Source organism: Methanobrevibacter sp. TLL-48-HuF1, from assembly GCF_023617305.1.
Classification (GTDB): domain Archaea; phylum Methanobacteriota; class Methanobacteria; order Methanobacteriales; family Methanobacteriaceae; genus Methanocatella; species Methanocatella intestini.
The window spans coordinates 421,702-447,408 of sequence record NZ_CP081485.1 but is presented as its reverse complement, the minus strand read 5'-3'; the positions used below and the strand labels follow the sequence as shown (position 1 = coordinate 447,408).

General features: G+C 31.8%; 34 protein-coding genes. 23 read left to right on the top strand and 11 right to left on the bottom strand.

The window, feature by feature from the left end; translation table 11 throughout:
- Nucleotides 1–11: 11 nt before the first annotated feature.
- Genes gatD through K4897_RS02170 form a run of 6 tightly spaced genes read right to left on the bottom strand, consistent with a single transcriptional unit; the run spans nt 12 to nt 6,413 of the window.
- The gene (gene gatD, locus K4897_RS02195) at nt 12–1,322 is read right to left on the bottom strand and encodes a Glu-tRNA(Gln) amidotransferase subunit GatD (RefSeq protein WP_250416438.1); all 1,311 of its coding nucleotides are present in this window, start codon (nt 1,320–1,322) and stop codon (nt 12–14) included.
- A 15-nt stretch (nt 1,323–1,337) separates the two neighbouring features.
- Entirely contained in the window at nt 1,338–2,798 is a 1,461-nt protein-coding gene (locus K4897_RS02190) for a 2-oxoacid:acceptor oxidoreductase family protein (RefSeq protein WP_250416435.1), read from the bottom strand.
- A 12-nt stretch (nt 2,799–2,810) separates the two neighbouring features.
- On the bottom strand, nt 2,811–3,923 hold the full coding sequence (locus K4897_RS02185) for a 3-methyl-2-oxobutanoate dehydrogenase subunit VorB (protein ID WP_250416433.1): 1,113 nt from the start codon (nt 3,921–3,923) through the stop codon (nt 2,811–2,813).
- Complete coding sequence (locus K4897_RS02180) at nt 3,916–4,155, bottom strand: ferredoxin family protein (protein ID WP_250416431.1); 240 nt, start codon at nt 4,153–4,155, stop codon at nt 3,916–3,918. Before K4897_RS02180 ends, K4897_RS02185 begins: the two co-directional genes overlap by 8 nt.
- A gap of 8 nt (nt 4,156–4,163) precedes the next feature.
- Complete coding sequence (locus tag K4897_RS02175; RefSeq protein ID WP_250416428.1) at nt 4,164–5,834, bottom strand: AMP-binding protein; 1,671 nt, start codon at nt 5,832–5,834, stop codon at nt 4,164–4,166.
- Nucleotides 5,835–5,852: 18 nt separating this feature from the next.
- Nucleotides 5,853–6,413, bottom strand: a complete 561-nt coding sequence (locus K4897_RS02170) for a helix-turn-helix domain-containing protein (protein WP_250416425.1) — start codon at nt 6,411–6,413, stop codon at nt 5,853–5,855.
- A gap of 224 nt (nt 6,414–6,637) precedes the next feature.
- Here K4897_RS02170 and K4897_RS02165 point away from each other — a divergent pair, with 224 nt between their 5' ends.
- Entirely contained in the window at nt 6,638–7,012 is a 375-nt protein-coding gene (locus K4897_RS02165) for a hypothetical protein (RefSeq protein ID WP_019266279.1), read from the top strand.
- A gap of 11 nt (nt 7,013–7,023) precedes the next feature.
- Here the strand turns inward: K4897_RS02165 and K4897_RS02160 are convergent, their stop codons facing one another.
- Nucleotides 7,024–7,953: an NAD-dependent epimerase/dehydratase family protein gene (locus K4897_RS02160; RefSeq protein ID WP_250416423.1), complete on the bottom strand. Its 930-nt coding sequence runs from the start codon at nt 7,951–7,953 to the stop codon at nt 7,024–7,026.
- 104 nt (nt 7,954–8,057) lie between these two features.
- Between K4897_RS02160 and ehaA the strand changes: the two genes are divergently transcribed.
- The 22 genes from ehaA (at nt 8,058) to K4897_RS02050 (ending at nt 22,249) form a co-directional block, all read left to right on the top strand.
- Complete coding sequence (gene ehaA / locus K4897_RS02155) at nt 8,058–8,435, top strand: energy-converting NiFe hydrogenase A subunit EhaA (RefSeq protein ID WP_019267601.1); 378 nt, start codon at nt 8,058–8,060, stop codon at nt 8,433–8,435.
- On the top strand, nt 8,435–8,932 hold the full coding sequence (locus tag K4897_RS02150) for a hypothetical protein (RefSeq protein WP_250416420.1): 498 nt from the start codon (nt 8,435–8,437) through the stop codon (nt 8,930–8,932). The genes ehaA and K4897_RS02150 overlap by 1 nt, the downstream gene beginning before the upstream one ends.
- A 4-nt stretch (nt 8,933–8,936) precedes the next feature.
- The gene (locus tag K4897_RS02145) at nt 8,937–9,188 is read left to right on the top strand and encodes a DUF2109 family protein (protein WP_250416417.1); all 252 of its coding nucleotides are present in this window, start codon (nt 8,937–8,939) and stop codon (nt 9,186–9,188) included.
- A gap of 9 nt (nt 9,189–9,197) precedes the next feature.
- Nucleotides 9,198–9,467 (top strand): EhaD family protein, encoded by a 270-nt coding sequence (locus K4897_RS02140; protein WP_094516160.1) that lies wholly within the window; start codon nt 9,198–9,200, stop codon nt 9,465–9,467.
- The gene (locus tag K4897_RS02135; protein ID WP_004034509.1) at nt 9,460–9,720 is read left to right on the top strand and encodes a DUF2107 family protein; all 261 of its coding nucleotides are present in this window, start codon (nt 9,460–9,462) and stop codon (nt 9,718–9,720) included. Before K4897_RS02140 ends, K4897_RS02135 begins: the two co-directional genes overlap by 8 nt.
- Entirely contained in the window at nt 9,717–10,310 is a 594-nt protein-coding gene (locus tag K4897_RS02130) for an EhaF family protein (RefSeq protein WP_019267598.1), read from the top strand. Before K4897_RS02135 ends, K4897_RS02130 begins: the two co-directional genes overlap by 4 nt.
- On the top strand, nt 10,310–11,005 hold the full coding sequence (locus K4897_RS02125; RefSeq protein WP_019266272.1) for an EhaG family protein: 696 nt from the start codon (nt 10,310–10,312) through the stop codon (nt 11,003–11,005). The genes K4897_RS02130 and K4897_RS02125 overlap by 1 nt, the downstream gene beginning before the upstream one ends.
- Nucleotides 11,006–11,011: 6 nt before the next feature.
- Nucleotides 11,012–11,683, top strand: coding sequence for a membrane protein (locus K4897_RS02120; RefSeq protein ID WP_019266271.1), 672 nt, complete (start codon nt 11,012–11,014; stop codon nt 11,681–11,683).
- Nucleotides 11,684–11,690: 7 nt separating this feature from the next.
- Entirely contained in the window at nt 11,691–11,906 is a 216-nt protein-coding gene (locus tag K4897_RS02115) for a DUF788 domain-containing protein (protein ID WP_250416415.1), read from the top strand.
- A 7-nt stretch (nt 11,907–11,913) separates the two neighbouring features.
- On the top strand, nt 11,914–12,774 hold the full coding sequence (locus K4897_RS02110; RefSeq protein ID WP_250416413.1) for a respiratory chain complex I subunit 1 family protein: 861 nt from the start codon (nt 11,914–11,916) through the stop codon (nt 12,772–12,774).
- Between the two features lie 7 nt (nt 12,775–12,781).
- A complete protein-coding gene (locus tag K4897_RS02105; RefSeq protein ID WP_019266268.1) occupies nt 12,782–13,039 on the top strand; it encodes a hypothetical protein in 258 nt (85 codons plus the stop codon).
- A 10-nt stretch (nt 13,040–13,049) separates the two neighbouring features.
- Nucleotides 13,050–13,349 carry an energy-converting hydrogenase subunit EhaL family protein gene (locus K4897_RS02100; protein ID WP_019267597.1) on the top strand — a complete coding sequence of 100 codons (300 nt, stop codon included), beginning with the start codon at nt 13,050–13,052 and terminating at the stop codon, nt 13,347–13,349.
- A gap of 10 nt (nt 13,350–13,359) precedes the next feature.
- Nucleotides 13,360–13,752: a DUF1959 family protein gene (locus K4897_RS02095; RefSeq protein ID WP_250416410.1), complete on the top strand. Its 393-nt coding sequence runs from the start codon at nt 13,360–13,362 to the stop codon at nt 13,750–13,752.
- Between the two features lie 47 nt (nt 13,753–13,799).
- Complete coding sequence (locus K4897_RS02090; protein WP_019266265.1) at nt 13,800–14,249, top strand: NADH-quinone oxidoreductase subunit B family protein; 450 nt, start codon at nt 13,800–13,802, stop codon at nt 14,247–14,249.
- Nucleotides 14,246–15,370 carry a nickel-dependent hydrogenase large subunit gene (locus tag K4897_RS02085; protein WP_250416408.1) on the top strand — a complete coding sequence of 375 codons (1,125 nt, stop codon included), beginning with the start codon at nt 14,246–14,248 and terminating at the stop codon, nt 15,368–15,370. Before K4897_RS02090 ends, K4897_RS02085 begins: the two co-directional genes overlap by 4 nt.
- 1 nt (nt 15,371) lies before the next feature.
- On the top strand, nt 15,372–16,415 hold the full coding sequence (locus tag K4897_RS02080) for a 4Fe-4S binding protein (RefSeq protein WP_048203853.1): 1,044 nt from the start codon (nt 15,372–15,374) through the stop codon (nt 16,413–16,415).
- Complete coding sequence (locus tag K4897_RS02075) at nt 16,412–17,782, top strand: 4Fe-4S binding protein (RefSeq protein WP_250416405.1); 1,371 nt, start codon at nt 16,412–16,414, stop codon at nt 17,780–17,782. Before K4897_RS02080 ends, K4897_RS02075 begins: the two co-directional genes overlap by 4 nt.
- 4 nt (nt 17,783–17,786) lie before the next feature.
- The gene (locus K4897_RS02070) at nt 17,787–18,833 is read left to right on the top strand and encodes a hypothetical protein (protein ID WP_250416402.1); all 1,047 of its coding nucleotides are present in this window, start codon (nt 17,787–17,789) and stop codon (nt 18,831–18,833) included.
- Between the two features lie 22 nt (nt 18,834–18,855).
- Nucleotides 18,856–19,746, top strand: coding sequence for a formylmethanofuran--tetrahydromethanopterin N-formyltransferase (locus tag K4897_RS02065; protein ID WP_250416400.1), 891 nt, complete (start codon nt 18,856–18,858; stop codon nt 19,744–19,746).
- 9 nt (nt 19,747–19,755) lie between these two features.
- A complete protein-coding gene (locus K4897_RS02060; protein ID WP_004034482.1) occupies nt 19,756–20,715 on the top strand; it encodes a carbohydrate kinase family protein in 960 nt (319 codons plus the stop codon).
- Between the two features lie 61 nt (nt 20,716–20,776).
- Complete coding sequence (locus tag K4897_RS02055; RefSeq protein WP_004034738.1) at nt 20,777–21,601, top strand: 4Fe-4S binding protein; 825 nt, start codon at nt 20,777–20,779, stop codon at nt 21,599–21,601.
- A gap of 12 nt (nt 21,602–21,613) precedes the next feature.
- On the top strand, nt 21,614–22,249 hold the full coding sequence (locus tag K4897_RS02050) for an HPP family protein (protein WP_004034478.1): 636 nt from the start codon (nt 21,614–21,616) through the stop codon (nt 22,247–22,249).
- 12 nt (nt 22,250–22,261) lie between these two features.
- On the opposite strand, the gene K4897_RS02045 is transcribed toward K4897_RS02050, so the two are convergent.
- Genes K4897_RS02045 through K4897_RS02030 form a run of 4 tightly spaced genes read right to left on the bottom strand, consistent with a single transcriptional unit; the run spans nt 22,262 to nt 25,655 of the window.
- Nucleotides 22,262–22,876 carry an ABC transporter ATP-binding protein gene (locus K4897_RS02045; protein ID WP_004034476.1) on the bottom strand — a complete coding sequence of 205 codons (615 nt, stop codon included), beginning with the start codon at nt 22,874–22,876 and terminating at the stop codon, nt 22,262–22,264.
- A gap of 1 nt (nt 22,877) precedes the next feature.
- The gene (locus K4897_RS02040; protein WP_011953816.1) at nt 22,878–23,810 is read right to left on the bottom strand and encodes an ABC transporter ATP-binding protein; all 933 of its coding nucleotides are present in this window, start codon (nt 23,808–23,810) and stop codon (nt 22,878–22,880) included.
- An 11-nt stretch (nt 23,811–23,821) separates the two neighbouring features.
- Nucleotides 23,822–24,670 carry an ABC transporter permease gene (locus tag K4897_RS02035; protein ID WP_011953815.1) on the bottom strand — a complete coding sequence of 283 codons (849 nt, stop codon included), beginning with the start codon at nt 24,668–24,670 and terminating at the stop codon, nt 23,822–23,824.
- Nucleotides 24,660–25,655 carry an ABC transporter permease gene (locus tag K4897_RS02030; protein WP_094516153.1) on the bottom strand — a complete coding sequence of 332 codons (996 nt, stop codon included), beginning with the start codon at nt 25,653–25,655 and terminating at the stop codon, nt 24,660–24,662. Before K4897_RS02030 ends, K4897_RS02035 begins: the two co-directional genes overlap by 11 nt.
- Between the last annotated feature and the right edge of the window lie 52 nt (nt 25,656–25,707).

Sequence of the window (25,707 nt, the reverse complement as noted above, 5' to 3'; positions counted from 1 at the left end):
TTCACACGACCTTAATTTAAGAAATATTTAATTGAAGACTTTTCATTAAATTCTCCAGCTATATTTTCATTCATTAGTTTTGTAACTTCGTCAATATCATCGCTTTGACCTAAAACCCAGCTTAATTTTACATAAGCAGTTTCAGGTGTCATATCTCTTCCAGAGATAACTCCTGCATTTAATATTTCACGTCCTGTAGAATAGACATTCATATTTACTCTGCCATACAGGCATTGGGAAGTCATAACAACAGGAATATTTTCATCATGTGCTCTAGCTAAAGGAGCTATTAATTTATCAGGGACATGTCCAAGACCGGTTCCTTCAATAACAAGACCTTTATATCCTTTATCGATATGGTAGTCAATAAGCTCTTCACAAATTCCGGGAAAACTTTTGATAAGTCCTACTTTTTCTTCAACAGCACTGTTAACTTCCAATTTATTTTCATTTCTTTTTGTATATTTGTAATTAGGGTTAATGTCCATAACATGCTGTTTAATTTTAGCTATTGGTTCATAATTAATACTTCTAAATGTATCTCTACGACTAGTGTGCATTTTACGAACTTTAGTACCTTTATGAAGATATGTATAGGAATCATTTAAACTGCCATGCATACAAACGCTAACTTCAGCAATATCTGATTTTGCAGCTACTACAGAATCAATAAGGTTTATATTAGCATCACTGGATGGTCTGTCTGAACTTCTTTGAGCTCCAGTTATTACAATTGGAACTGGTGTTTTTAACATAAAGCTTAATGCAGCAGCAGTGTAGTGTAATGTATCGGTACCGTGAGCTATTACAACACCGTCAGAACCATCAGATATGTCATTAGCTATTGATTTGGCAGCTTCAACCCAATATTTAGGTTGCATATTTTCACTTAAAATATTATACAGAGCTTTAACATTGTAATTGGCATAATCTAATAGTTCAGGATTTGCTTTAATTAAATCTGCAGCTGTAAATTTAGGGTGAACTGCTCCGGTTCTATAATCAATAATTGAAGAAACAGTTCCTCCGGTGGATATTATTGAAATATCCTGTTTTGATGAATCATGAGCTACATCTTCAGCTCCATAACCTATATTTGGTTTATCACCTTTTTGGATTAATTCAGCCTGAGTATTTTCAATAGCTACACCAACATTATATCCACTATCTAATTTTAAAACTAAATATCCGTCTTCACTATCTTCTGATCTGTCTAATAAGATACCTTCATAGGAGATATCTTCTTTATTAATTTTAATGGTATCTCCTATGGTAATTCCATTGCTTTCCAAGTATTTTTTAGCTATTTCTTTATATGTCATGAAACCACATTTAATTTAAGAGTTGTCTTTTACCCATTTTGCTCCAGCTTTTAAAACATCAATATTTACATCAATAACTTTTGGTTTAGATGCGAACATATGTTTAATAGCATTTTCGTAGGATTCTGGTGCTAATGTTTTCTTCAATTCCATTAAAACACCAATTAAAGCAGTATTGGCAGTTCTTGTGTTTCCGAATTTTTCAGCTATTTCAATTGAAGGAACTTTGACTATGTTAACGTTTTTATCAACTTCAACGTCACCTATACGTGAATCGTAAATAATAGTTCCATTTTCTTTAACATCACTGGCGAATTTCTCTAAAGACGGTTTGTTTAGAGCAATAAGAATATCAATATCTTCTACAACTGGAGTTCCTATGGTTTCATCAGAAATTACAATAGAACAGTTTGAGCTTCCTCCTCTTTGTTCAGGTCCGTAACTTGGATACCAGGAAACGTGTTTGCCTTCACTACAGGCAGCCTGAGCTATTGTAAGGCCTGCACTTAAAACACCTTGCCCTCCAAATCCTGTTACTTTGATGGTTACAGGTTCCATACCAGTACTTTCACAGTAAGTGGAGTCTTCGCTTCTGTCTACATTGAATATTTTGTCTAGAGAGTCGATTGTGTAATCATTTTCAGGTCTTATAATTGGTTTTCTGTCTTTCAATTCATTTCTGAAGTTTTTAACAGGGAATTCTTTTTCCATTTGGTTTTCAAGGAAGTCCTGAACACCTTTTGCATCTTGTTTTAAGTTAGTAGGACATGGAGATAATATTTCTACAAATGAATATCCTTTTCCTTCTTTTTGAATAGTTAATGCCTGTTTAATAGCATATTTTGCAAGTCTGATTTTTAAAGGAGTAGCTAGTGAAACTCTTTCAATAAATACTGGTGCTTTTAAGCTGTCAATTAATTCGCACATATGAGTTGGATATCCTGCATAATCAGGATCTCTTCCGGTTTGGCAGGTAACAGTTTTTTCTCCAACTAAAGTAGTTGGTGCCATTTGTCCACCAGTCATACCATAAACAGTATTATTTACAAAGAACACTGCTATTTTTTCTCCTCTGTTTGCTGCTTGCAATGTTTCATTTAAACCGATAGATGCTAAATCTCCATCTCCCTGATAACTCATTACAATTGCATTATCTTCTGCTCTTGAGATACCTGTAGCTACTGCAGGTGCTCTTCCATGAGCTGTTTGTACATTTCCACAGTTGAAATAGTAATAAGCAAATACTGAACAGCCTACTGGGGAAATCATAACACATCTTTCTTGTATTCCAAGTTCATCCATACATTCTGCAATTAATTTATGAATAATTCCATGTCCACATCCTGCACAGTAATGTGTGGTAGTCTGGTTTGTTTCACCTTTTCTTGGAAAAGACGGATAAATTGACTCAGGACGTTTACGTATTGATAATTCATAATCTTCTAAGTTTTTTGGTGCTAAACTTTTTTCATCCATTTTTTCACATCCTTAATCAATAATATATTTTCCTGTTTTTCCTTTTTCAGAAGTACCTTTTGGTAAGTCTTCATCGATTCCAGCTATTTCGTAAATCTTTTTAAGAACTTGTTTAAGTTCAATTAAATTTCCACCCATTCTGTTAACAAGGTAAGTGTTTTCTTTTCTTAAAGCAGCTAATTGTATATCTTCTAATAGTTGACCATTACTCATTTCTACAGAAATAAAGTTTACTCCCTTGTCACCAAGTTCTTTAATTTTTTCTTCTGGGAATGGTGATAATGTAATAGGTCTTAAAAGTCCAACTTTCAATCCTTTTTCACGGGAAACATCAACTGCACTTCTAGCTACTCTGCTGCTGATTCCATAAGATACTAAAACAATTTCAGCATCATCAAGTTTGTAATCTTCGTATTCAACTTCATTTTCAGCTATTTTAGCGTATTTTTCTTGAATTTCGAAGTTGAAGTCTTCTAATTGATCAAAATCAAGGAAAATAGAAGTAACTAAATTTTCCATTGTGTCTTTGTTTCCACGTACTGCCCAGGATTCATCTATGGTAGGTTCAATAGCTTCTTTTGGAAATTCTAAAGGTTCAGCCATTTGTCCAAGAGTACCATCAGCAAGTACAACAACAGGATTTCTGTATTTATGGGCTAATTCAAATGCTTTTATAGTTAAATCACACATTTCCTGTACACTATTTGGAGCTAGAACTATGTTTTTATAATTTCCATGACCCCCACCTTTAACTACCTGATTATAATCTCCTTGTTCAGGTCCGATATTACCTAATCCAGGTCCCGCTCTCATAATGTCAACGATTACTGCTGGCAGTTCTGCACCAGCTAAATAGGTAAATCCTTCTTGCATTAAGCTTATTCCAGGTCCTGAGGATGCAGTCATAACTCTGTGTCCAGTTGAAGCTCCTCCATAAATCATATTAATTGAAGCTTCTTCACTTTCTGCCTGAACAAAGTTTCTATTTACCATTGGGAAGTATTTTGATGCTTCGTGAAGAATTTCACTTGCAGGAGTAATAGGATATCCGAAAAAACAATCGCATCCAGCATACATTGCTCCAATGATAACTGCAGTGTTTCCTTTTACCATCTGATTAGTCATTGTCTTCCTCCTTTTTAGTATATACATAAACTTCAATAGCTAATGGTTCTGGACATGTAAGGAAACAATCCCTGCATCCACTGCAACCTTCGCCACTGTAATATGCATAGCGATATCCTGCTTTATTGAGCTCACTACCTATTTTAATAACATTTTGGGAGCATCCTAAAACACATCTCCCACAGCCTTTACACTCTTCTTTGTGTATTATTGGATATGATACATCAGCCATTTTACCATCTATTCCTTTTTGTTATCGTTATTTCTTATTTCTACTCTTCTTATTTTTCCGCTTATTGTTTCCGGAATTTTATCTACAAATTCAATTAATCTTGGATATTTATAGGGAGCTGTAACTCTTTTTACATGATTTTGAATTTCTTTTTTAAGCTCTTCAGAACCTTCGTATCCTGGTTGTAATATAATTGTAGCTTTTACAATTTGACCTCTTATTTCATCAGGATATGCAGTAATTGCACAGTTACTTACTGATTCGTGAGATAATACTGCACTTTCTACTTCATAAGGTCCAATACGATATCCTGAACTTTTAATAATATCGTCATTTCTTCCTATGAAATGGAAGTATCCGTCTTCATCTCTCCAAGCAGTATCTCCACAATGGTAGAAACCGTCATGCCATTGTGCAGCTTGTTTTTCAGGATTTTTGTAATATTCTTTAAATAATCCTGGACTTATATCATGAGATACATCAATACAGATTTCACCTTCCTGACCTATATCAACTTCTTCATCATTTTCATTTAATAATTTAACATCAAATAATGGGCTTGGTTTTCCAATAGAACCTAATTTTGCATCTAACCAGTCAAAAGTTCCAATAATCAATACTGTTTCAGTTTGACCAAATCCTTCTTTAATTCTTAAACCGGATATTTCTTTAAATCTTTTTGATACTTCGGGAGGTAAAGGTTCTCCAGCTGTTGTTACATGATGCATGTTTGAAAAGTCATATCCTTTGATATTTTCTTTAATTAAAAATCTGTATATTGTTGGAGGTGCACAGAAAGTGTTTACCTTATTTTCAATAACTTTTTCAAGTAGTTTAATACCATTGAATCTGTCATAATCATATATGAAAATTCCAGTTCCTGCAATCCATTGTCCATAGAAGTTTCCCCAGACCGCTTTTCCCCATCCTGTATCTGCTGCTGTGTGGTGTAGGCCATCTTCTTCAACTTTTTGCCAATATTTAGCTGTTGGGATGTGTCCTAATCCATAAGTTTGTTTGTGAGCTACCATTTTAGGAAGTCCACTTGTCCCTGATGTGAAATAAATTAGTGAGATGTCATCTGCAAGTACTTCATTGTCTCCAGTCGGCCTTTCAAATTCATCGCTTTCTTGTTCAATAGCTTTATTAAAATTAATCCATCCGTCAATGTCTCTTTCAATTACACATTTTACTAAATCAATTCCTAGTTCTTTTTGTGCTTCTTCATAATCTGGAATTAATTTGTCTTCTTCAACTGTTACAATAAGTTTGACATTAGCATTTTTTATCCTAAAGTCAATATCATGAAGTTTTAACATGTGGGTTGCAGGAATAGCTACTGCTCCGATTTTATGTAATGCAACCATGGTAAACCAGAATTCGTATCTGTTTTTTAAGGTAAGCATTACTTTATCGCCTTTTTTAATGCCTTTTTTAGTAAAAAAGTTTGCAATTTTATTACTGTATTTTTTAACATCTGAAAAGGTGAAAGTATGTTTTTCCTCTTCATCGTTTGTCCAGATTAAAGCAATCTTTTCAGGGTCTATTTCAGCGTATTTGTCGATTACATCAAACCCGAAATTATAATTGTCAGGATATGTTATTTTGAAATTTTTGTTAAAATCTTCATATGAGTCAAAATCAACTTTATTTACATAATCTTCAATTAATGATGTCATTTTATAACCTCTGTGGTTTTACATTATTATAGCTAAAAATTTAGCTTTTTCATTATTAAGTGCAACCATAGCATGTCTATGGCTTGAATCAAAGAATATTGAATCTCCTTTGTTTAATGTAATTTCATTATTGTGGATATAAAGTTTCAAAGAACCTTCAAGGACATAGTTAAATTCCTGTCCAGGGTGGCTATTTAATGAAGGAACTGTATCTTCTTTTGGATCAACAGTTACAATAAAAATTTCAGCTTTTTTATCAATGAATTTGGTACATAAGTTTTCGTATTTGTACTCTTTTCTTCTTTCTACTGAAATACCTTTATTTGCACGAGTAACATCGAAAATATTCATTCTAGTTTCTTCACCAGTTAAAAGTAAACCTAAATCAACTTGAAACTTATTTGCAATTTCACATAAGAAACTTGCTGGTATGTCTACTTCACCATTTTCATATTGTTTGTACATTGTTTCATCAATATCTAATTCTTCTGCAAAGTCTTGAATTGTAATATCGGAGAGTTCTCTCAATTCTTTTACTCTGTTACCAATATCTTTATTATATTCATTCAAAGTAAACACCTTAGTTGTATGTTAATTATTTTATTAAGATTATTCATATTATTATAATATAATAATTATTATAATGATGTAAGTATGATTTTTAATTTATATAAAGCTTATTAAAAATCGTGATAATTCGTTATGAATTTTGAAAAATTAATTTTTTATGAAAGAATAGTTTATATACTAAAAAAAATTATAAGTAATTTTTAGTTAGAAAAAATAATTTGGGGGAAATTCAAATGGCATCTTCAGATATATCTGATATTGTAATTTTTAAAAAAAAATTAGGATTGAATTATGAAATAAAACAAAAATATGTTGGACTTAAAATGAAAGAAAATAACATACTTTCATTTAATTTCAGAGTACCTTCATCTTTAAGGGATGAAATTCTTGATTATTTCAACAGATTTCAAATGGGCGAACCAACTGCTGTTGATATTGGTGGAACTGGTGATATTAAATGTATTTTTAAAGGTATTTCTCCAGTTTTAAGAGAAGAAAATGCATCTGAAGATTATTATGCATTATCTGTTTTATTACAAGAAACTGGAAAAACTGTTCCTTCAGAAGAAGAATTATGTGAAACCTGTTCTCATTGCGGATTCCACTAAATTTCTATTTTTTAATTTTCTTTAAACCATTGTATGGTTTTATTAATTTGTTTTTCAAAGTTAGAATAATCAGATTTGAAATTAATTTTACTCATTTTATCAATGTTGGCTATTGAATGAGTAATATCTCCTTTTCTTTTATCAACATATATTGGTTTTAAATCACTATCCAGAGAATTGGCAATTATTTCATATAATCTATTTATTGTTAACTTTTTACCTGTAGCAATATTCACTGGCTGTGTATAATTTGATTTTGCTGCAGATATATTTGCTTTTGCAACATCTTTTACATATATGAAATCTCTTGTTTGCTGACCGTCTCCGTAAATTATTGGATTTTTATTATTAAGTATTGCATCAATAAAATTAGGGATTACTGCAGCATATTGGGAGTTTTTATCTTGTTTTGGTCCAAATACATTAAAATATCTTAAAGCTATTGATTTTAAACCATAACTTTCTTTAAATGCCTGCAAATATAATTCACAAGTTGCTTTAGATGCTGCATAAGGTGAAGTTGGTGTCATTAATTCACTTTCTTTTAAAGGAGTATTTGTATTGTTTCCATAAACTGCTGAAGATGATGAAAATATTACTTTTTTCACATTTTGGTTTTTTGCAGCAGTTAGTAATTTAATGGTTGAATTTACATTATTATCATTACACTTAATTGGATCATTTACACTTAATGGAACACTAGCCATAGCTGCAAGGTGAAATATGTAATCTGTGTCGATGAGTATTTCATCTAAATTTACATCATTTAAGTTATTTTTTATTATGGTTAAATTTTTATGAGAGGGGTTTTTTAAGTTTTCTACTTTTCCTGAAGAAAGATTATCTATTATGGTAACTTTATTATTCTCAATTAGTTCATCTGCAATGTGTGAACCTATAAAACCAAGTCCTCCAGTTATTATTATATTTTTATTTTTCATTTAGACCACTTAACATTCTATTATTGCTGTATAAGCTATTTTTAAGTAACAACATTTATATATTTTCATTTGTAATAATTAATAATTATAGAGAGGAATATTATATGTTTAATCTTAATATGATGCATTCATGTGTTTATAATGGTGCTTATGGCCTTGCAAATATTGGTATTTCTAATTTTGATGTTGCATTATGTTATATTGTAGCAATTGTAGTATCAATTATAGTTGCTTTGATTTTACGGGTTCCATTATTGCCAAGTAAACCATATATGTATTCTTTTGATGTAAGTGCGTTATATCCCACTCCAATAATGGCTATGGGTATTCTTTCACTTTTCTTTGTTTTAGGTTATACATTTATCTACAATGGATTAGTGTTGTCTGTAGTTATTGGTGTGTTAACTGCATTATTTGTGAAATATTTATTTTATGAAGTATTTCCAAAACCTTTACAAGATAATGAAGAGGAGGCCAGCTAATGAATGAGATAATTGGTATTATAATAGCTGCGGTTATCTGTTGGTTGAACTTTGTTATTATTGATACTTATTTTGGACTTCCACAGCAGCCTGGAGTTAAAGGAGTTCAAACTGTTGGAGATTCAATTGAAAAAAGAAATGGCGATATTGCTGGCGGATTTTTCCAAGGGAATATATTATGTTCTCCTGATGCTTCTGCCGGTACATTAATAGCAGCTATTGGATATATGATTTTAGGAATTCCTGGAGGTATATTGGCCGCTTTCTTTGTATTTATTGGAAATAGATTGTGTGCAGATCCAGGTTATGCCGGAACTACGGGTTCTTTAACTATGACTGTTATATTGTTTGTTTGTTCATTTGCAGGTTTAACTCCTGAAATGTTTATAGCAGGTATTTGTGTAGCTATTTTAACAATTCAAGGAATTGATCAGGTTAAGGCTTCTATTTTACTTGGTAAAATAGCTAAAAAGTTCAATAGGCATGTTAAAGAGTGATTATATGTATGTTGAAATAATAATTGGGATAATATTAATATATGTGGCATTAAGGGCTCTAATAACTGAAGATAGAGTTTCAAAATTACTTTATTTAAATGTTATTGGGTTTGGAGTCCCTGCATTAATAGCTTTGGTAATTAAAACACCATTTGCATTTATAGTTGCTGCTGCATTTTTCATATGTTCTACAATTAGTGCTAATGCTATTGCAACAAGTTTGGATAAGCTGGATGATGAAATAATTCTTGATTGAGGCGTTAAAATGGAATTTGTTGTATCACTTATTGCAATAGCTTTAATGTTAATAGGAGCATTTGGAGTAATATTCTTAAAAAAACCATTGGACAAAGTAATAATGTTTTCTATAATGGATGCAGGTTTTTTACTTGTTGTGGTATTATTTAAATATTTGGATGTTGCAATGTTTGTTGCATTATCTGATCCTTTGTGTACTTTAATTTTTATTATGGCGATTGTTAAAATTAAAGAAATTAGACAAAGAAAAGTTAAAAGTGGTGAGTTACATGATTGATGTTAATTTGTTCTTTTATGTTGGTATTTTTCTAGCTATTGTAGGTAGTTTAGCTACTGCCTGGGGTCCTGGTGTAAAAGATCCTATTATAAGGACATTTAATACAGAAGTGGCTTCTATAGGAGTTTGTTTGGTATTGTTAACTTATAATCATGTTTTGGCTTTATTGACATTACTTGCAACAACTGTTGTTATTACTTTTGTTTTGTTTAGAGCAATTATTCGTTTAGAAGAGATGGGGGCAGATGTATGAGGATAGGAACTCTATGGAATAAATTAGCTAACCCAAAAAATGTTCCAAGGATTTTTGCTTTTTCATTAGGCGTAATTCTTTTAATAGGTTTTATTGTTCCAATGGGTCTAAATCCCGACCAAATTTATCCTAGGCCCGAACCTCAAGAACAGATAGATGCAGGATTAGCTGTAGCTCCTTATGACAGGGGTGGAGAAATTTTAAAAACTCCGGGAATAGTTATGGCTCAATTTCCCCAAAATGCTGAGGAGATTGGTATGATTACATCATATATGTCACCGGTAGCTTTGTGGGTTTCTCAAACGTCTCCATATTTCGGAACATCTATTTATTCATCTCCTGGTGGATTAATTGATGAAATATTGTATTACACTCGTGGTTTTGATACTATATTGGAATCCTCTATTCTGATGATGTCTTTCATAATAGCTTCATGGTTATCTATAAATTATACAATGAATAGAAAAAATGATGAAAAAGAAATAAAAGACGGTGTTAAAAAAGCTATTGGAGATTCAGTAAAAGTAGCTAATGAAGTTAAAATAAATGATGCTAAATCTAGAGCTAGACAATTAAGGAGGGATAATTAATGGTCCTCGTTCCGGAATTTGTTCCTCAAGCATTTATCTCAATGTATTTACCTGCAATTTATGCAGGTTTGATTGTTGGTTTTATAGGATCAATAGCTATTGCCATGAAAAAAGAAGAGATTCATATTCTTATTCTTACGGATTTGATTGGTCTTGCAATGATTTTTGTTGTTTCTGCTGTAGGAACTGATTTAGCCGAATCCTTAATTTTACCTGGTTTGGTAGTTGAATTAGCTGAAACATTAGCTATTTCTGAGATTTTACTTTCAAGAGAAATGCATATTATAGAACAAAATCCTAAAAGAAGCCTGCCTGAAGGCACTTCTTTATTCCCGATTCCATTTAATTTAGATTTGGAAATCATGACTACAGCACCTAATTTCATTGCGTTAGTTTTAATAGCTTATGGTATTTTCTTAACAGGATTTACCGGTGGTGCAGTAGCTGGTGGGGGAATTTTATTATATGCAATTTCTAAAAAAGCAAAAGGTTTACCTGTTTTCACTTTAGAAGGACTTGGTGGAGTTTCAGGTATTGCTTGGTGTTTATGGATTATTGGATTTGCATTATTCTTTATAATGCCTAAATTATGGTTATTAAGTTTATTCTTAGCAGCTTGTGGATTGTTATTAAAAGTAGCTTCAAAAGTTGGTTTAATTGGAGTGCTTATGAGAGAAGATATGAATAAGGAGTAAGTAAATATGGATTTTAGTACACTTGGTGGAAATTTATTAGGTACAATTCCTTTTGGTGATATAGTACTGTACTTCACACCTCTTAATTTGTTTTTATTTGCTGTAATGTTAGGGTTTACATTATTGATAGCTGTAAGTAAAACAGAAACACAAGTTGAAGCTACTTTTATGAAACTTGGAAATACTGATGTAAAAGTAGGATCAAAAGAGTTTAAACAAAGGAGATTTTTATCTGTAATCTGTGGTATAGCTTCTGCAGGGGCAATGATTACTGGAGATTTGTTTAACTTTACTTTATTTATGGCATTAATTGGTATTGTGAATATTGGAATTGTTTCAGCTGTAAGACAAGTCAGTGTTTTAAACTCCGCTTTTAATTATGGTTTAATAGCTATGATGTGTAGTTTACCGTTATTTGGTGGAGCAGCTATTGTTCTTGCTTCTTCCGGAACATTAAGTTTGTTAGTATTAAATCAAATGCATGCAACTCCAATGATGATTTTTGGTGCTTTATTGATGTTACTTGGAATTTTAGGGGAGTGTGGTGTTGCACCGTTCTTTGCAAGTAAAGCTGAAATGTTTAGAACTCCCGGTTCTCCATTTTTAGTTATTATTCATTTAAGTTCATTATTTGTTATTATTAGAGCAGTGGAAATTTTATTATTAGTTTTATGGTAGTGAGAGTATGGATATTCAAAAAATTATAAGTATTATATTATTGCTAATCTCTACATTAGCTATATTGGCTGCTTTAATATTTGATATGGCTAGTTGGATTGTGTATGTAATAGCTATTTTCGGAATTCCATTATGGATTTTAGGTTTAGGTTTATTAACAATGGCTAAACCAAGAAAAGATGATAAGGAAGAAAGGATAAAAGAACCATTTACAGGATATTAGTGGTATTATGAATTTGATGGCAGATATTTTAATTAATGTAATAATCGCATTCCTTGCAGGTAGTTTGCTTTTAGGTTTGCACAGAAAAATCATGGCTCGTATTCAGCTTAGGCCAGGCCCTCCAATAGTTCAGCATTTATTACATTCTTTAAAGTTCTTTTTTAAAGAATCTTCATTTCCAAAAACTGCTGCAATGCCATTTTATATTGGTATTGTTGTTATTTTAGCTATAATTTGGGTTGTTGGTGTTATTGTAGGTCCTGTAACTCATAATTCATTACTTATCCTGTTTGGTGTTTATGCTGTCTATAAAATCGTGGAGCATAATTCAGGTTCAAGTTCAGGTTCTCCTTATGGTAAATTGAGTTGTGTAAGGGCAGTTTTATCTGCAGCTACTGAACTTCCATTATTTGCCGCTATTGTTCTTGTTTATTTAAAAACAGATTCTATGAATATTGGAAAAATCATAGCATATCAGGGTGTTCATGGTCCTTTGGCATTTTCTATTCCTTTAGCGGCATTAATGTTCTTTATGCTGATTATATCTAAATCTCCTTATTCTCCATTTGGAATTACAAAAGGTAAAGATTTAGTTTCCGGATTCGAAACAGAACATTTTGGATTTTTAAAAGGATTCATAATGTTTTCAGAGTCCGTTTCATGGTATGTAATGCTTTGGGTATTTTTAACAATATTCTTTGGACCGTTATCTCCAGTTTATTATGCTTTAGGAATGATAATTATAACATTTATCACTGGATTTATTAATGCTGTAACTCCAATGTTGAATCCAAACCATTCTGTCATGACTCAAATAACGATTGGAGCAATTTGTTTTGTTGGAACACTTTTAATGATATTTGTATGAGGTTGAGATGATGAATGATAAATCTACAATATATTTAACTTCTTTAGTGGGATTTGGTGCAGTAGTTCTTACTTTAATAACTACTTTCCTTCATACAACTTTAATTGGATATATGATTATTTTAATGGTAATGTGTACTGCATTGATTATTTTAACTCTTAAAGGACATTTTTCTCACCATATTGAGAATTTGGAAAAGTTATTTTTTGTTATAACTTTTATAATTATCATATGTTTATTTATAATAAGATTTAGACCAATTTAGAGAGGATATTATGTTTGAATTTTTAATTTATTTACTTACATTTATTATAGGGTCAATACTGGGATTATTATACAGTTATAAACAGCATGGAGAACCTTTTGTTGTTAAAGGTTTGAATGTAGTTATGTGTGTAGTTTCAGTTATTGGTTGGGTGTTGGCAATTAATTGTCAATTTTCTCAAAGTTTAATAGCTATTGGTCTTCTTTTAGCCGGTTTTGTAATGGGTGAAAGACCGGGATATGGTAGAATGGAGACATTGGTGGGAATTGTTGTTGCTGTTATTGTTTATTTGATAATGCATTTAATCTAGTTGTGATTGTATGGATAATAAAGCTAAACTTAATTTAATGAAAAAAAGAGTGATTAGAAGTTTTAAATGGCAAGAAGATATCATAATTCCTTTTTCAAGAGAATTTGGCTGTACAACTGAAGAGTTAGGAGATTTATTCATGGATTTATTAGATATGTCTTCTTTAGAAGCATTACATGGAACATTGGAAATTGCTAATCAGAAATGTTTGCTTGAACGATTGGATGCTGATTTAAGATTGCCATGGTATGTAGATACATTGGAGTTGTTATCTGTAGAACAGGGTGATGAGATTAAAAATAAAGTAGCTGATGAGATTATTAGTGGGAAATCTTATGATATTGCTTTAGATGATGGCAGAAAGGAGTTATTTAATTTATTAAAGAATATAAATATTAATTAATAATGAATAGTATAAATATAATAATTAATAATTTGAGAGGCTTATAGATGTTAAATGCTATTAAGGATGTTGTGAGAAAAAGCTCAATTCATGTTTGTATTGTGAATTGTGGGGGATGTAATGGGTGTGATGTTGAACTGGTTGCATTAACTTCTCCAAGATATGATTTAGAGCAATATGGTATTTATGTTCATAACAATCCTCGTGAAGCTGATGTTTTATTATTGACTGGTGCTGTTACTGAGCAATGGGTTGATAATTTAAAGAGAGTTTATGATAAAGCTCCTGAACCAAAAATAGTAGTGGCTGTTGGGAACTGTCCACAATCAGGAGATGTATTTAATCAGGAAGGTGGAAAAGTTTATGCTCCTGCTTCTGATTTTATACCTGTTGATGCAGAGATACCTGGTTGTCCACCAAGACCTAATGAAATTTTAGAAGCAATTTTAGCTGTAGGTCCACAGGCTATTGCTAATCGTGGGAGGGAAAAGAAATGATATTACCTATTGGTCCGATTCATCCATATTTAAAAGAACCGATAAGGCTAAAACTTCAAACTGAGGGTGAAAAAGTAGTTAAAGCTGAAATTGAATATGGTTATGTTCATAGGGGAATTGAAAAGATAATAGAAGGTAAAACCTGGCAAAAAGGTATTTATTTAGCTGAAAGGGTTTGCGGAATATGTTCTTATGAGCATACTCAATCATTTGCAGAAACTATTGAACGGATATCTGGAGTTTATGCTCCTTTAAGAGCTCAGTTTTTAAGAGTTATTACAAATGAATTAGACAGAATTCAAAGTCATTTACTTGGTAATTCCACATTTTTCAAATCTATTGATCATGAAACATTATATATGCAATCTTTAGATATAAGGGAGTATGCAATGGATGCTATTGAACTATTAACTGGAAACAGAGTTAATATGGGCTGGAATGTAGTTGGTGGTGTTAAAATGGATGCTGACGAACGTCATTTCAAACCGATTCTTGATAATCTAAAAATTATTGAAGAGAGAATTCCAAGATTAAGAGAGATTTATGCAGAAGGTCCAGCTATTGGAATGCGTTCCCGCAATGTTGGAGTAATGACTAAAAAAGAAGCTATTAAAGGAAAAGCTGTAGGTCCTATTGGAAGAGGATCCGGATTAAAGCATGATTTAAGGGAAGACCATTATACTTACAACGACCACTTTGATTTTAAAACCATCTGGAGAAAAGAAGGGGACAATTATGCAAGAACCTTAAACAGGATTGATGAAATACCTGAGTGTATCAGTTTAATCAGGCAAGCTATTGAAAACATGCCTAAAGGAGATATTCGTGTTCCTGTTGATATTAAATCAGGATATGCTGAATGGAGAAATGAAGCTCCTCGTGGTGAAGTAAGTTATATGATTGAAACCAACGGTAATTTAATTAAACATATTTCCATCAGGACTCCAAGTATTTCAAATATGGATTCCTGTGCAAAATATATGATTAAGGATGTTGCTACTGTTGCAGATGCAGTATCCACTTATGCATCAAGTGATCCTTGTGTTGCATGTGCAGAAAGAGTTGCTATTACTGATAAAAAAGGCAATACAACTACTAAAAATATTTTTGAGGTAAGGTAAAATGTCTTCTTTGATGTGGTATATTTATGATTTTGCCAGAAAAGCATGGGCACAGGGATTTACTAATGCCAAAACCAGTCCGGAAATTGTAGAAAAACCATCCAGATTTAGAAACTTTCCAAATGTAATTAAAGAATATTGTATTGGTTGTGGTGCTTGCATTTCTTCATGTCCGTCTCCAAATGCAATTAAATTAGTTCGTGATGAGGATGATGAAACAAAGGAAGGCATTACTTATCCGATAATAAATAAATCTGCCTGTATCAGATGCGGTTTTTGTGCAGAAGTCTGTCCGACTGAACCTAAAACTTTAGAATGTGGGGAAAATCATTTATTGAAGCCTGAATTTAATATTATTCCTTCTAAAAGACAATTTATCATTGACGATTATCTTTGTATCAGATGTAAAAAATGTATGAAACAATGTCCTGTCGGAGCAATCCATGTTGAAGATGACGGCAAGGTTGTTGTAAATCCATTTAAATGTATTTCATGTGGAGAATGTCTTGATGTTTGTCCGGTAAACGGTGCTATGAAAGGAGTTTTCGTTGACAATATCCAAGATCAAAAAGAGCTGATAGCTCAGGTTGTAACTTTTCTTGAAAAATACATTAACAATAAGGAAGAGGATTTAAGGTCCCTGAAAAAAGACAGGCTTTTACAGTATAATTTCCCTCTTTCCGATATTTTTGATAAAGCATTGGAAATAATATCTGATGAAGAGATAGCTTTAGAAATATTAACTAATGCTATTAACAGACTTAAAATTAGAATTATTGACTGGGATAGTGAAACCTGCAAGAAATGTCAAATGTGTATTCCGGATTGCCCTACTAAAGCAATTTCCTTTGATGAAAAGAATGACACTATTGTGAGAAATGAAAATAAATGTTTACGCTGCAGTATTTGTTATCAGTCCTGTCCGTTTTCAACAATTAAATATTTCATTTCCAAATTCTCTTTAGAAGAGGATGAAAATGGTGAAAAGATAGTAAATGTTACAGTCAAAGCTTCAAATTTAAATGAAGAGGTAGTTATGGGTTGAGTGTTATGATTGATAGTTATACTAAAACTCCAAGACCTTTAAGGGATGTAGATGTTGAATCTTCAATTAATCAGAGCAAATGTGCAAATTGTACAGACAAGCCATGTCTTGAGTCCTGTCCGATTGAAGCAATATATGTTGATCCTAATGACGGTTTTACTAAAATAAAAAGTACCTGTTTTGGTTGTGTATTATGTCGTAATGCTTGTCCTTATGATGCAATACATATGGATGTGGATATTGCAGAACCAATTAAGGAAAACGTTCCAAATATCAACACAAAATTATGTAAATCCTGCGGGGCATGTGTTCAGGCATGTAAAACAGGTTCAATTAAAATTCATGCAGTTGACACTGGAGAAGCTTACAGTGTAATAAATCCTGATACCTGTGTCAGATGCGGATATTGTTTTAGAGTCTGTCCGACTGATGCAATTAAATATGGTCAGCTTCTTCCAAAAACAGTTAAAGGCGGAAAAGTTATTATTGTTAACCAGGATATTTGTATCGGTTGTATGACTTGTACCAGAGTTTGTCCGGCAGCAGGTGCAATCAATGTTTCCAAAACTAATAAATTGCCTTATATTAATCCTGGATACTGTGCAAGATGTGAGGAGTGTATGCATTCCTGTCCGTCAACAGCTATTAAATATTCTTCACGTAAAAAAGCATTTAAATTATATAGTGAGATTAAGTCTTATGACATGGTTTCTGAAATTGTAGATAAGGATATGAAAAGATTATCTATTGATTTAATTGGATTAAACGGTTCTCTTAAGAAAATATCAAAAACATTATCTTTGGAATTTGATGATGCTGATTATGAGGGATATATTCAATATAATGTCAATGACATGATGAGCAGAGAGTTGAATTTAAGTTTAGGGGAAAATATTGAAATTAAAAAATTTGGCAAGCTGTTTGAATCTTATTTGATAAACCGAGGCATTGAAGTATTTGACAAAAAATGTATTGCATGTGGTGAATGTTTAAACAGTTGTCCGACTGGTGCAATATCACTTGATGCTCCAAAACCAATTGTCATAGATGAAAATAAATGTGTTTACTGTGGAAGATGTGTTGGAGACTGTCAGTTTGGAGCAATCCGAGCTTATGATGATTATTTCCATAGTAAAGGATGTGATTTGTTCTTCAGCAGGTCTGATCTGAAAGGCCAAAGGGAAGCTGACTTTTCATTGGCCAGTGAGAAATGTCAAAGCTGTGGAATTTGTGTTAAAAATTGTCCGACTGATGCATTGATACTTGAAGGGGATAAAGTTACTTTTAATGAGGAAAACTGTATTTATTGCAGACAGTGTGAGGCAATTTGTCCTGTAACTGCAATAAAATTAGTTAATTTCAGGTGATTATGTGTTTGAAAAATCATTTATTACAGACTGTGAAGGTCCATTAACTTTAAATGACAATGCTTTTGAGTTATGTGCACATTTCATTGAGGATGGAGATGAATTATTTAAAATTCTTAGTTTATATGATGATTATCTTGTAGATGAAGTTAAAAAAGATAATTATAAAGCAGGCAACACACTGAAATTAATTTTGCCATTTTTTGTTGTTGAAAATCTTAAAAATGAAGATTTGATTAATTTTTCACGGGAACATATCTATGTAGTTAACGATTCAAGATTCCTATTAAAATACCTTCAAAGTGCTATGAATACTTACATAGTTAGTACTAGCTATGGCCAATATATTGAAGCAGTATCTAATTTTATGGAATTTCCATTTGAAAACACATATTATACTGATGTTGATATGGATGAGTTAAATCTTATTGATGAAGAAATACTTAAAATTGCTGAATTTAAAAAGCAGATACTGGAAAATCCTAAAAAATATGAGCTGTTTGATGATATTTTTTTCAGTGAAATTCCTAAAATGGGGATTTATGAAAATATTAAAAATATTGATGTTATTGGCGGTGAAGGTAAAAAATTAGCTATTGATGACATAATATCCCGTGACAATATTAATATTAATGAAATTCTCTATATTGGAGACAGCATTACGGATGTTGAACCATTGAGATTTGCCCGTGAGCATGACGGAATCAGCATATCTTTTAACGGTAATGATTATCCGTTAAGGGAAGCTCAAATAGCTATCGTATCTCCAAGTGCAATTGCAACAGCAGTAATAGCTAATATTTATGCTAACAATGATAAAAAATCAGTTTTAACTTTTATTGATGATTATAATAATTCAGATAATATTAAAAAGTTATTTGAAGATTATAAAATTGATTCACAAATTAATGAAGAATTTTTTAGAATATTTAAAAATATTAAATATCCACTTATTAAAATAGTTGATTCGGATAATTTTGAAGATATATTGAAAGAAAGTATTGAAATGAGAAATCGTATCCGTGGCGAAGACGTTGGTGGATTAGGTTAATAATTATTAAGAAGGTAATATAATGAGTTATGAAAAAGTAGAAAATACATTTTTTGAAGCTTTTGAAGGCCAATATGTAAGAGCTTTAATAACCGGCCCTACTAAAGAATTAGTTGAAAGAGCAGCTTATGATTCAACATCCACTCCAAGTGCTGTAATCGGAAGAGTTGAAGGTGGAGTTGAAGGATTCTTAGCAAAAAGCGAAACTCCTGACGGCAGATACGGTGCAGTAGTACAATACTGGCTTGGTGGAGATAATGTTGAAAAATTCGCATTTGAATTATCTTACAGGATTAGGCAGGATATTTTAGTCAAACCATTTATGAGGGTTTTTGATTATCCTGATGAAAAAAGTGATGAATATATAGAAATGATGGATATTGTCGGACATTGTGGTGACGGCTATGAATGGACTGTAGAAGAATATGGCCGTAAATTGATTAATGTTCCAATTGCAGTACCTGATTTCCAAATTGAAGAAAAATTATCTTTAAACAAAGGTACTATGGGAGGCAACTTCTGGTATTTGTGTGAAACTCAGGAAGCTGTTTTGGAAGGTGGAAAAAGAGCTCTTGATGCAATTCAATCAGTTGCCGGAGCTATTGCACCATTTGACATATGTTCTGCAGCTTCAAAACCGGAAACTAATTATCCTGAAATCGGACCTACTACAAATCATGTTTACTGTCCTTCTTTAAAAGAGCGTTTAGGCAGTGAATCTAAAGTTCCTGGTGAAGTTAATTATATTCCTGAAATTGTAATTAATGCAGTAAGTGAAGATGCAATGAATGAAGCTGTAAAAGCAGGAATTGATGCTGCTTTGGAAGTTGATGGTGTAATTAGCATATCTGCAGGTAATTATGACGGAAAACTTGGAGACAAAAATATTAATTTATTAGATATTCTAAAATAAGGTTTTAAAATGGAATTTTTAGACAGTGACATTAATGTTGATGTAATAGGTTTTGGAGCTTTGAATGTTGACAAATTGCATACAGTAGAAAATATTGCATGTAAGGATGAGGAAAGTTTCATTAAATCTCAAAAAGATACTCCTGGAGGATCTGCAGCAAATACTGTAATCGGGCTGGCCAGATTAGGATGTCCAACATCCATAATTGGTAAAATAGCTGAAGATGATGATGGAGATTTGATTGAACTGAATTTGGCCATGAATGAAGTTTATACTAATAATTTGATTTATGCAGATAAAGGCAACACCGGTAAAGTATTAGGTTTTGTTGATGAAAAAGGTGAACGCTGTCTTTATGTTGATCCTGGAGTTAATGATGAAATAGTACTGGATGAAATTAATTTATTGAATCTTTCAAAATGTAAAATAATGCATTACACTTCCTTTGTTGGCGATTCATTCAAGACTCAAATCGAACTGCTGGACAAACTTAATGATAATACTTTACTGAGCTTTGATCCTGGAATGTTATATGTTCAAAAAGGATTAAAAGAGTTAAAGCCGATTTTGGATAAAACAGATATTTTGTTAATTAATGAAAATGAATTAAGATTATTGTATGAAGATTATTACAAAGCTATTGACTGTGCTGATGAATTGTCTGTAAAAGAAATAGCTGTTCATATTTTGGATGAAGGTATTCAGACTGTTGTTGTTAAAAAAGGTTCCGAAGGTGTTTTTGCAATTACTGATAGTGAGGAATGTGATGTTGGCACCTACGAATGCAGTGTTGTTGATACAACAGGTGCCGGAGATAGCTTTAACAGCGGATTTTTATACGGTAAATTAAATGGTTATTCTCTTGAAGAATCTTGTAAAATTGGAAATTGGGTAGCTAGTAAGGCAATTGAAGGTTTTGGAATGGAAAAATTCCCTAATTTAAAAGATTTAAAGGAATTTATAAATTAAATAATCTTTATTAATTATTAAAAACAAAAATTAAATAAAAAATTATTCAGTTGGTAATAGTATGAATATATCTTTTGATAAGCAGATAAGTAGTTTGGAGCGTGAAATTCTCTTAAAATCTGTGGAAATACATGATAGTGGGGATGATTTTCAGTTTGAGTTAAATAAATTCTTTTCTCAAAAAGAAATCATTGCTATAGCACCACGTTGTATAAGATGTAATATGTGTGTTGACCAATGTCCGGTTGATGCTATTGAACCAGCTAATATTTTTAAAATAGCTAAAATCACTCATGATTGTGTTAAATGTGAAATATGTGTTCAAACATGTCCTGTTTCAGCTATTAAATTAATAGACAATAAAGTTTCATATAATCATGATGAAGGTGATGAGGCTATTGAATATAATTTAGCTAGTATTAGTCGTCCTCATAGAGTAGTTAGAATGAATGATATTTCTATTGATTATTCTGATCTTGCCAATTACGATAACTGTGCTAAATTTTGCCCAACTGATGCTTTCACATTGGAGTTCAAGTCCTATTTTGAAGAATTAGACATTGATGTTGATATTGAACTGGAAGATGATGTATTGTATCCGGTCATTAATAAAAAGTTATGTATTGGATGCGGGGCCTGTGTTCAATTTTGCGAAAATGACTCTGTTAAATTAGACAGAACTATTGGACCTATTGTTCACACTAAAAATCTTGAAATTAATCAGGACGAATGTGTTAACTGTTATTTGTGTGAAGAGAACTGTCCTGTGGAAGCTATTTGGTTAGACGAAGAGAAAGTGGTATTGAATAATGATAAATGCATAAGATGTATTAATTGTACAAGTCACTGTCCTGTTGGGGCGTTGAACTTTGTTGAAATTGACTAAAGGGGTTGTTTTATGAAAGCTAAAGAGTTAATGGATAAAAAATTTGTATATATAAGTCCTGAGGACAGTGTTAAAGATGTTTCTATCACCATGGAAAAAATACGTAGGTTCACATGCCCTGTTGTAGATGATAATAAACATTTGGTTGGATGGGTAACTTCTTTTGAAATTACTAAGGGGTTGCGTGAAGGTAATGATAAAATTAAGGAAATCATGAGTTCCTATGAAGAAATAACTACTATCAATGAAAATGCACCTTCAAGACTTGCAGTTATAGAAACAGCAAACAATAAATTTGTTACTGTACCTGTTTTAAATGATGATAATCAGGTTGTGGGAATGATTCGTGCTTGTGATATTGTAGAACTTTTGTCTGCACTTTATGATATTAAAGTTTACAAGTTATATGTTGCAATGTGCAAACAGTTAAAAGGTGTAACATGGGATGAATTAATGGCTGCAGCAGCTATTGTTTCTAAAAGGGCAACCGGTAAAAAAGTAAAACCTGAAGATTATGAAGCAACAATAAGGGAAGCTACTTTTGGTGAGGCTATTTGGGCAACCAAAGGTCTTGAAAATTTCTTTGCAGGATTAATATCTGTTGGGGAATTGGTAATCGCCCGTAAAGTAGGAAAAGCTAGAAAATAAGATATTAATAGTTTAAATATTATTAATATCTTTTAAATAAATTTTATCATCACAAATGGTATCGATTAAGTCTAAGTCATGACTTACAATAAGTAATCCCATTTTTCTTTTTTTAATAATTTTAATAACTGAATCCAATATTTGCACCTGTGTGACTGCATCAAGCATTGTTGTCATTTCATCAGCTATTAAAAACTTTGTTTTCGGATTCAGTGATCTTAAAACAGAGTATCTTTGCAGTTCTCCACCTGAAAGCTCACTTGGATATCTGCTCATCCATGACTGCTGAATACCAAATTCACTTATTAAATCATCACTGACATTCCAGGATTCTTCTAAAATATCTTTCATTTTCCATTTTGGATTCATTACTTTTTCAGGGTGCTGAAAAATTAATTGAACAGGGCAAAATCCATTTTTAGGAAGTATCTGATTATCCAGATAAACTTCCCCATCATATTTTGGAATATAATTAGATAATATTTTACACAATGTTGATTTACCCTTTCCGCTTTCTCCAATTAGTCCAGTAATTTTATCGCTGTTTAATGTGATATCCACATCTTTTAAAACATATTTTTTTGAAGAAGGATATTTGTAGGTTATGTTTTTTCCAATTAATTCCATTTTATTCCTCCTGATTGTATTTAAAACATCTGATGTTGTTAATTAAGTTAGGTCTTTTTTCATTACAGTATTCTAAAGGAGAATCACACCTGTCATAGTACGGACATCCGTTTGGAATTTCTCCGTGTAATGGCTGATGCCCTTTAGTTAGTTTAAATCCATTTTTAGGCAATGCTTCATATAATGCCTGAGTATATGGATGTAATAAGTTTTTACCTTCTTTAAAGTCTTTTGTATCAACTATTTCAATTACAAAACCGGAATAAAATATACAAATTCTGTTGGCAACTTCTAAAGCTGCATAAATGTCGTGAGTAATTAACAGTACCCCTACATTGTCATCAGCCATCTGTTTTAGATAATTTAAGGTTTCTTTAACTGATTTTTGATCTAATCCTGGAGTTGGTTCATCAGCAATTATTAATTTAGGGTTTGAAAGAAGAGCTGTTGAAATTAAAACACGTCTTGCCATTCCTCCGGATAATTGGAATGGGTACATATTGTCAACATCTTCACTTAATCCGTATTTTTCAAATATTTTTCTTTGTTTTATTTGTTTTTCACGGCATTCCTCTTCAGTTTCACATTCTCCAATAACCTGGTCAGCTATTTTCATTAAAGGGTCTAAAAAATTAACGGACTGTGGAATTAATGAAATTTCTTTTCCTCGAATTTCTTCTTTTGCTTTTTGATTTAAAACATTTCCGTTATATTTTATTTCTCCATTTAAATCAGCATTATCAGGTAAAATGCCTAATATTGCATGTGCTAATAAACTTTTTCCAGATCCGCTTGAACCTAATACTGCTAAAATTTCCCCTTCTTCAATATCCAAGGTTAAATCTGTAATTACTTTGAGATTTTGCTGTTTTAATCCTTTTGTGTATTGTATAAATGAGATTGATACATTATTAACATCTAATAGTTTATTCATCTTGACACTTCCTAGTTATTTGCACTTGCCGGATTAAGTAATTTTTTAATATTTTCTCCAACTATATCAAAGAGCAATACAATTATTAATAAAGATAAACCAGGGAATAGTGCTAACCACCAGTTTCCAGTTGCGAGATATTTCATTGATTCAGATAAGATAACTCCAATAGCAGGTTCGTGAGGAGATAATCCGAATCCTAAAAATGTAACACTGGCTTCGTGCATAATTGCATGAGGGAAAATTAATATAGTTCCAACTATTATCTGACTTACAATTAAAGGCAATATCTGTTTTGTAGCTATCCAAAGTTTAGATTTTCCAAGGTTTTTAGATAGTTTTACATATTCTGAAGTTTGAATCTGTTTTATTTCAGCTCTAAGAACTCTTGTTAGGGATGTCCAGTGTGTCAATGCAACACCGACAGTAACTCCAAATGCCCCTCCTCCTAATGCAATTGAAATAAGAATTATTGCCAATATGTGAGGCACAGACAGGAATAAATCTACAATCCATGAAACAAAAGTATCAAAATATTTGTTGAAACTGGACAATAATCCAAGAATCACTGCTATTATACTACTTAATATTGATGCAACAATTCCAATCTGGATACTTAATCCTAATCCTTTTAATGTACGGGTAAACATATCTCTGCCTATCCAGTCAGTACCGAATAAGTGTTCAAATGACGGAGCCTGGTTCATTAGCTGGAAATTTGTTTTAATATCTCCGGGATTTATGGATAAGCTGGTAATTATTACTAAAACTAAAAGTAATACTATTAAAGATATAGTCAATAATGTTTTTGTTCTTAGATTCATATTTAATTTTGATGTTTTTTTGTTTTTATTGACCATCCTCTTCACCTTCTTTAATTCTAGGGTCTACAAAGTTGTAAATAATATCTGCTATTAAATTACCTACATAAACGAATATTGCACTGAATATGACAATTCCCAATAATAATGGAACATCACTTCTTAAACCTGCTGAAACTGCAGCCTGTCCAATTCCGGGATATGTAAATACTTGTTCTACAAGAACTGCTCCTCCAAACAGTTCGCTGAAACTTAAAAATTGCAGTGTAATTGCTGGCAAAAGAACATTTCTGATTCCGTGTCTTTTAATAAGTGACCATCCGTGTTCTCCTCTTGCTTTTGCAAATAAGAAATAATCACTGTTCATTTCTTCAATTAACTTATCTCTGGTATACAATGCAATTTGAGCTACACCTAAGATACTTAATGTAAATGCTGGTAAAATTAAACGGTTTAACCATTCCCATATAGTTACATCCTGGCTTAAACTTCCAATTGGAACTCCAAGTCCTGAAGGGAACCATCCAAGCTGAATACTGAATACCATTAATATAATTAATGCAATCCAAAATGTTGGAGCAGACTGTAAAATGTAACAGTAAACTTTAATTGCTTTGTCAATCCAGGTATCTTTTTTATACCCTGCAACAATTCCTAATAAAAATCCAAGAACTCCTGATATTGCCCAGGATGTCATCATTAAAATTAATGATGCGAAAAATTTCTCTTTAATAACATCTATAACAGGTATTCTAAATATTAATGAATTTCCTAAATCACCATGAATAATATTGCCTAACCAATTTATTATTTTGGCAGTTATAGGTTCATTAACACCCCAATAGGATTCCAATGCGGCAACTTGTTCGGGACTGACAATCATATTACTGATATAAGTCTTTACAGGATTGATTGGTGATAAATCGACCATTATAAAGCTAATTATAATAATTGCAATAAGTAGGATGATAAATCTTACCAGCCGATATCCTAAAAATTTGAGTATTTTTTCATAATTTGACATAATATCGTTGTCCAAAAAAAGTAATAAAATGATTTTAAATGATTTGAATCAT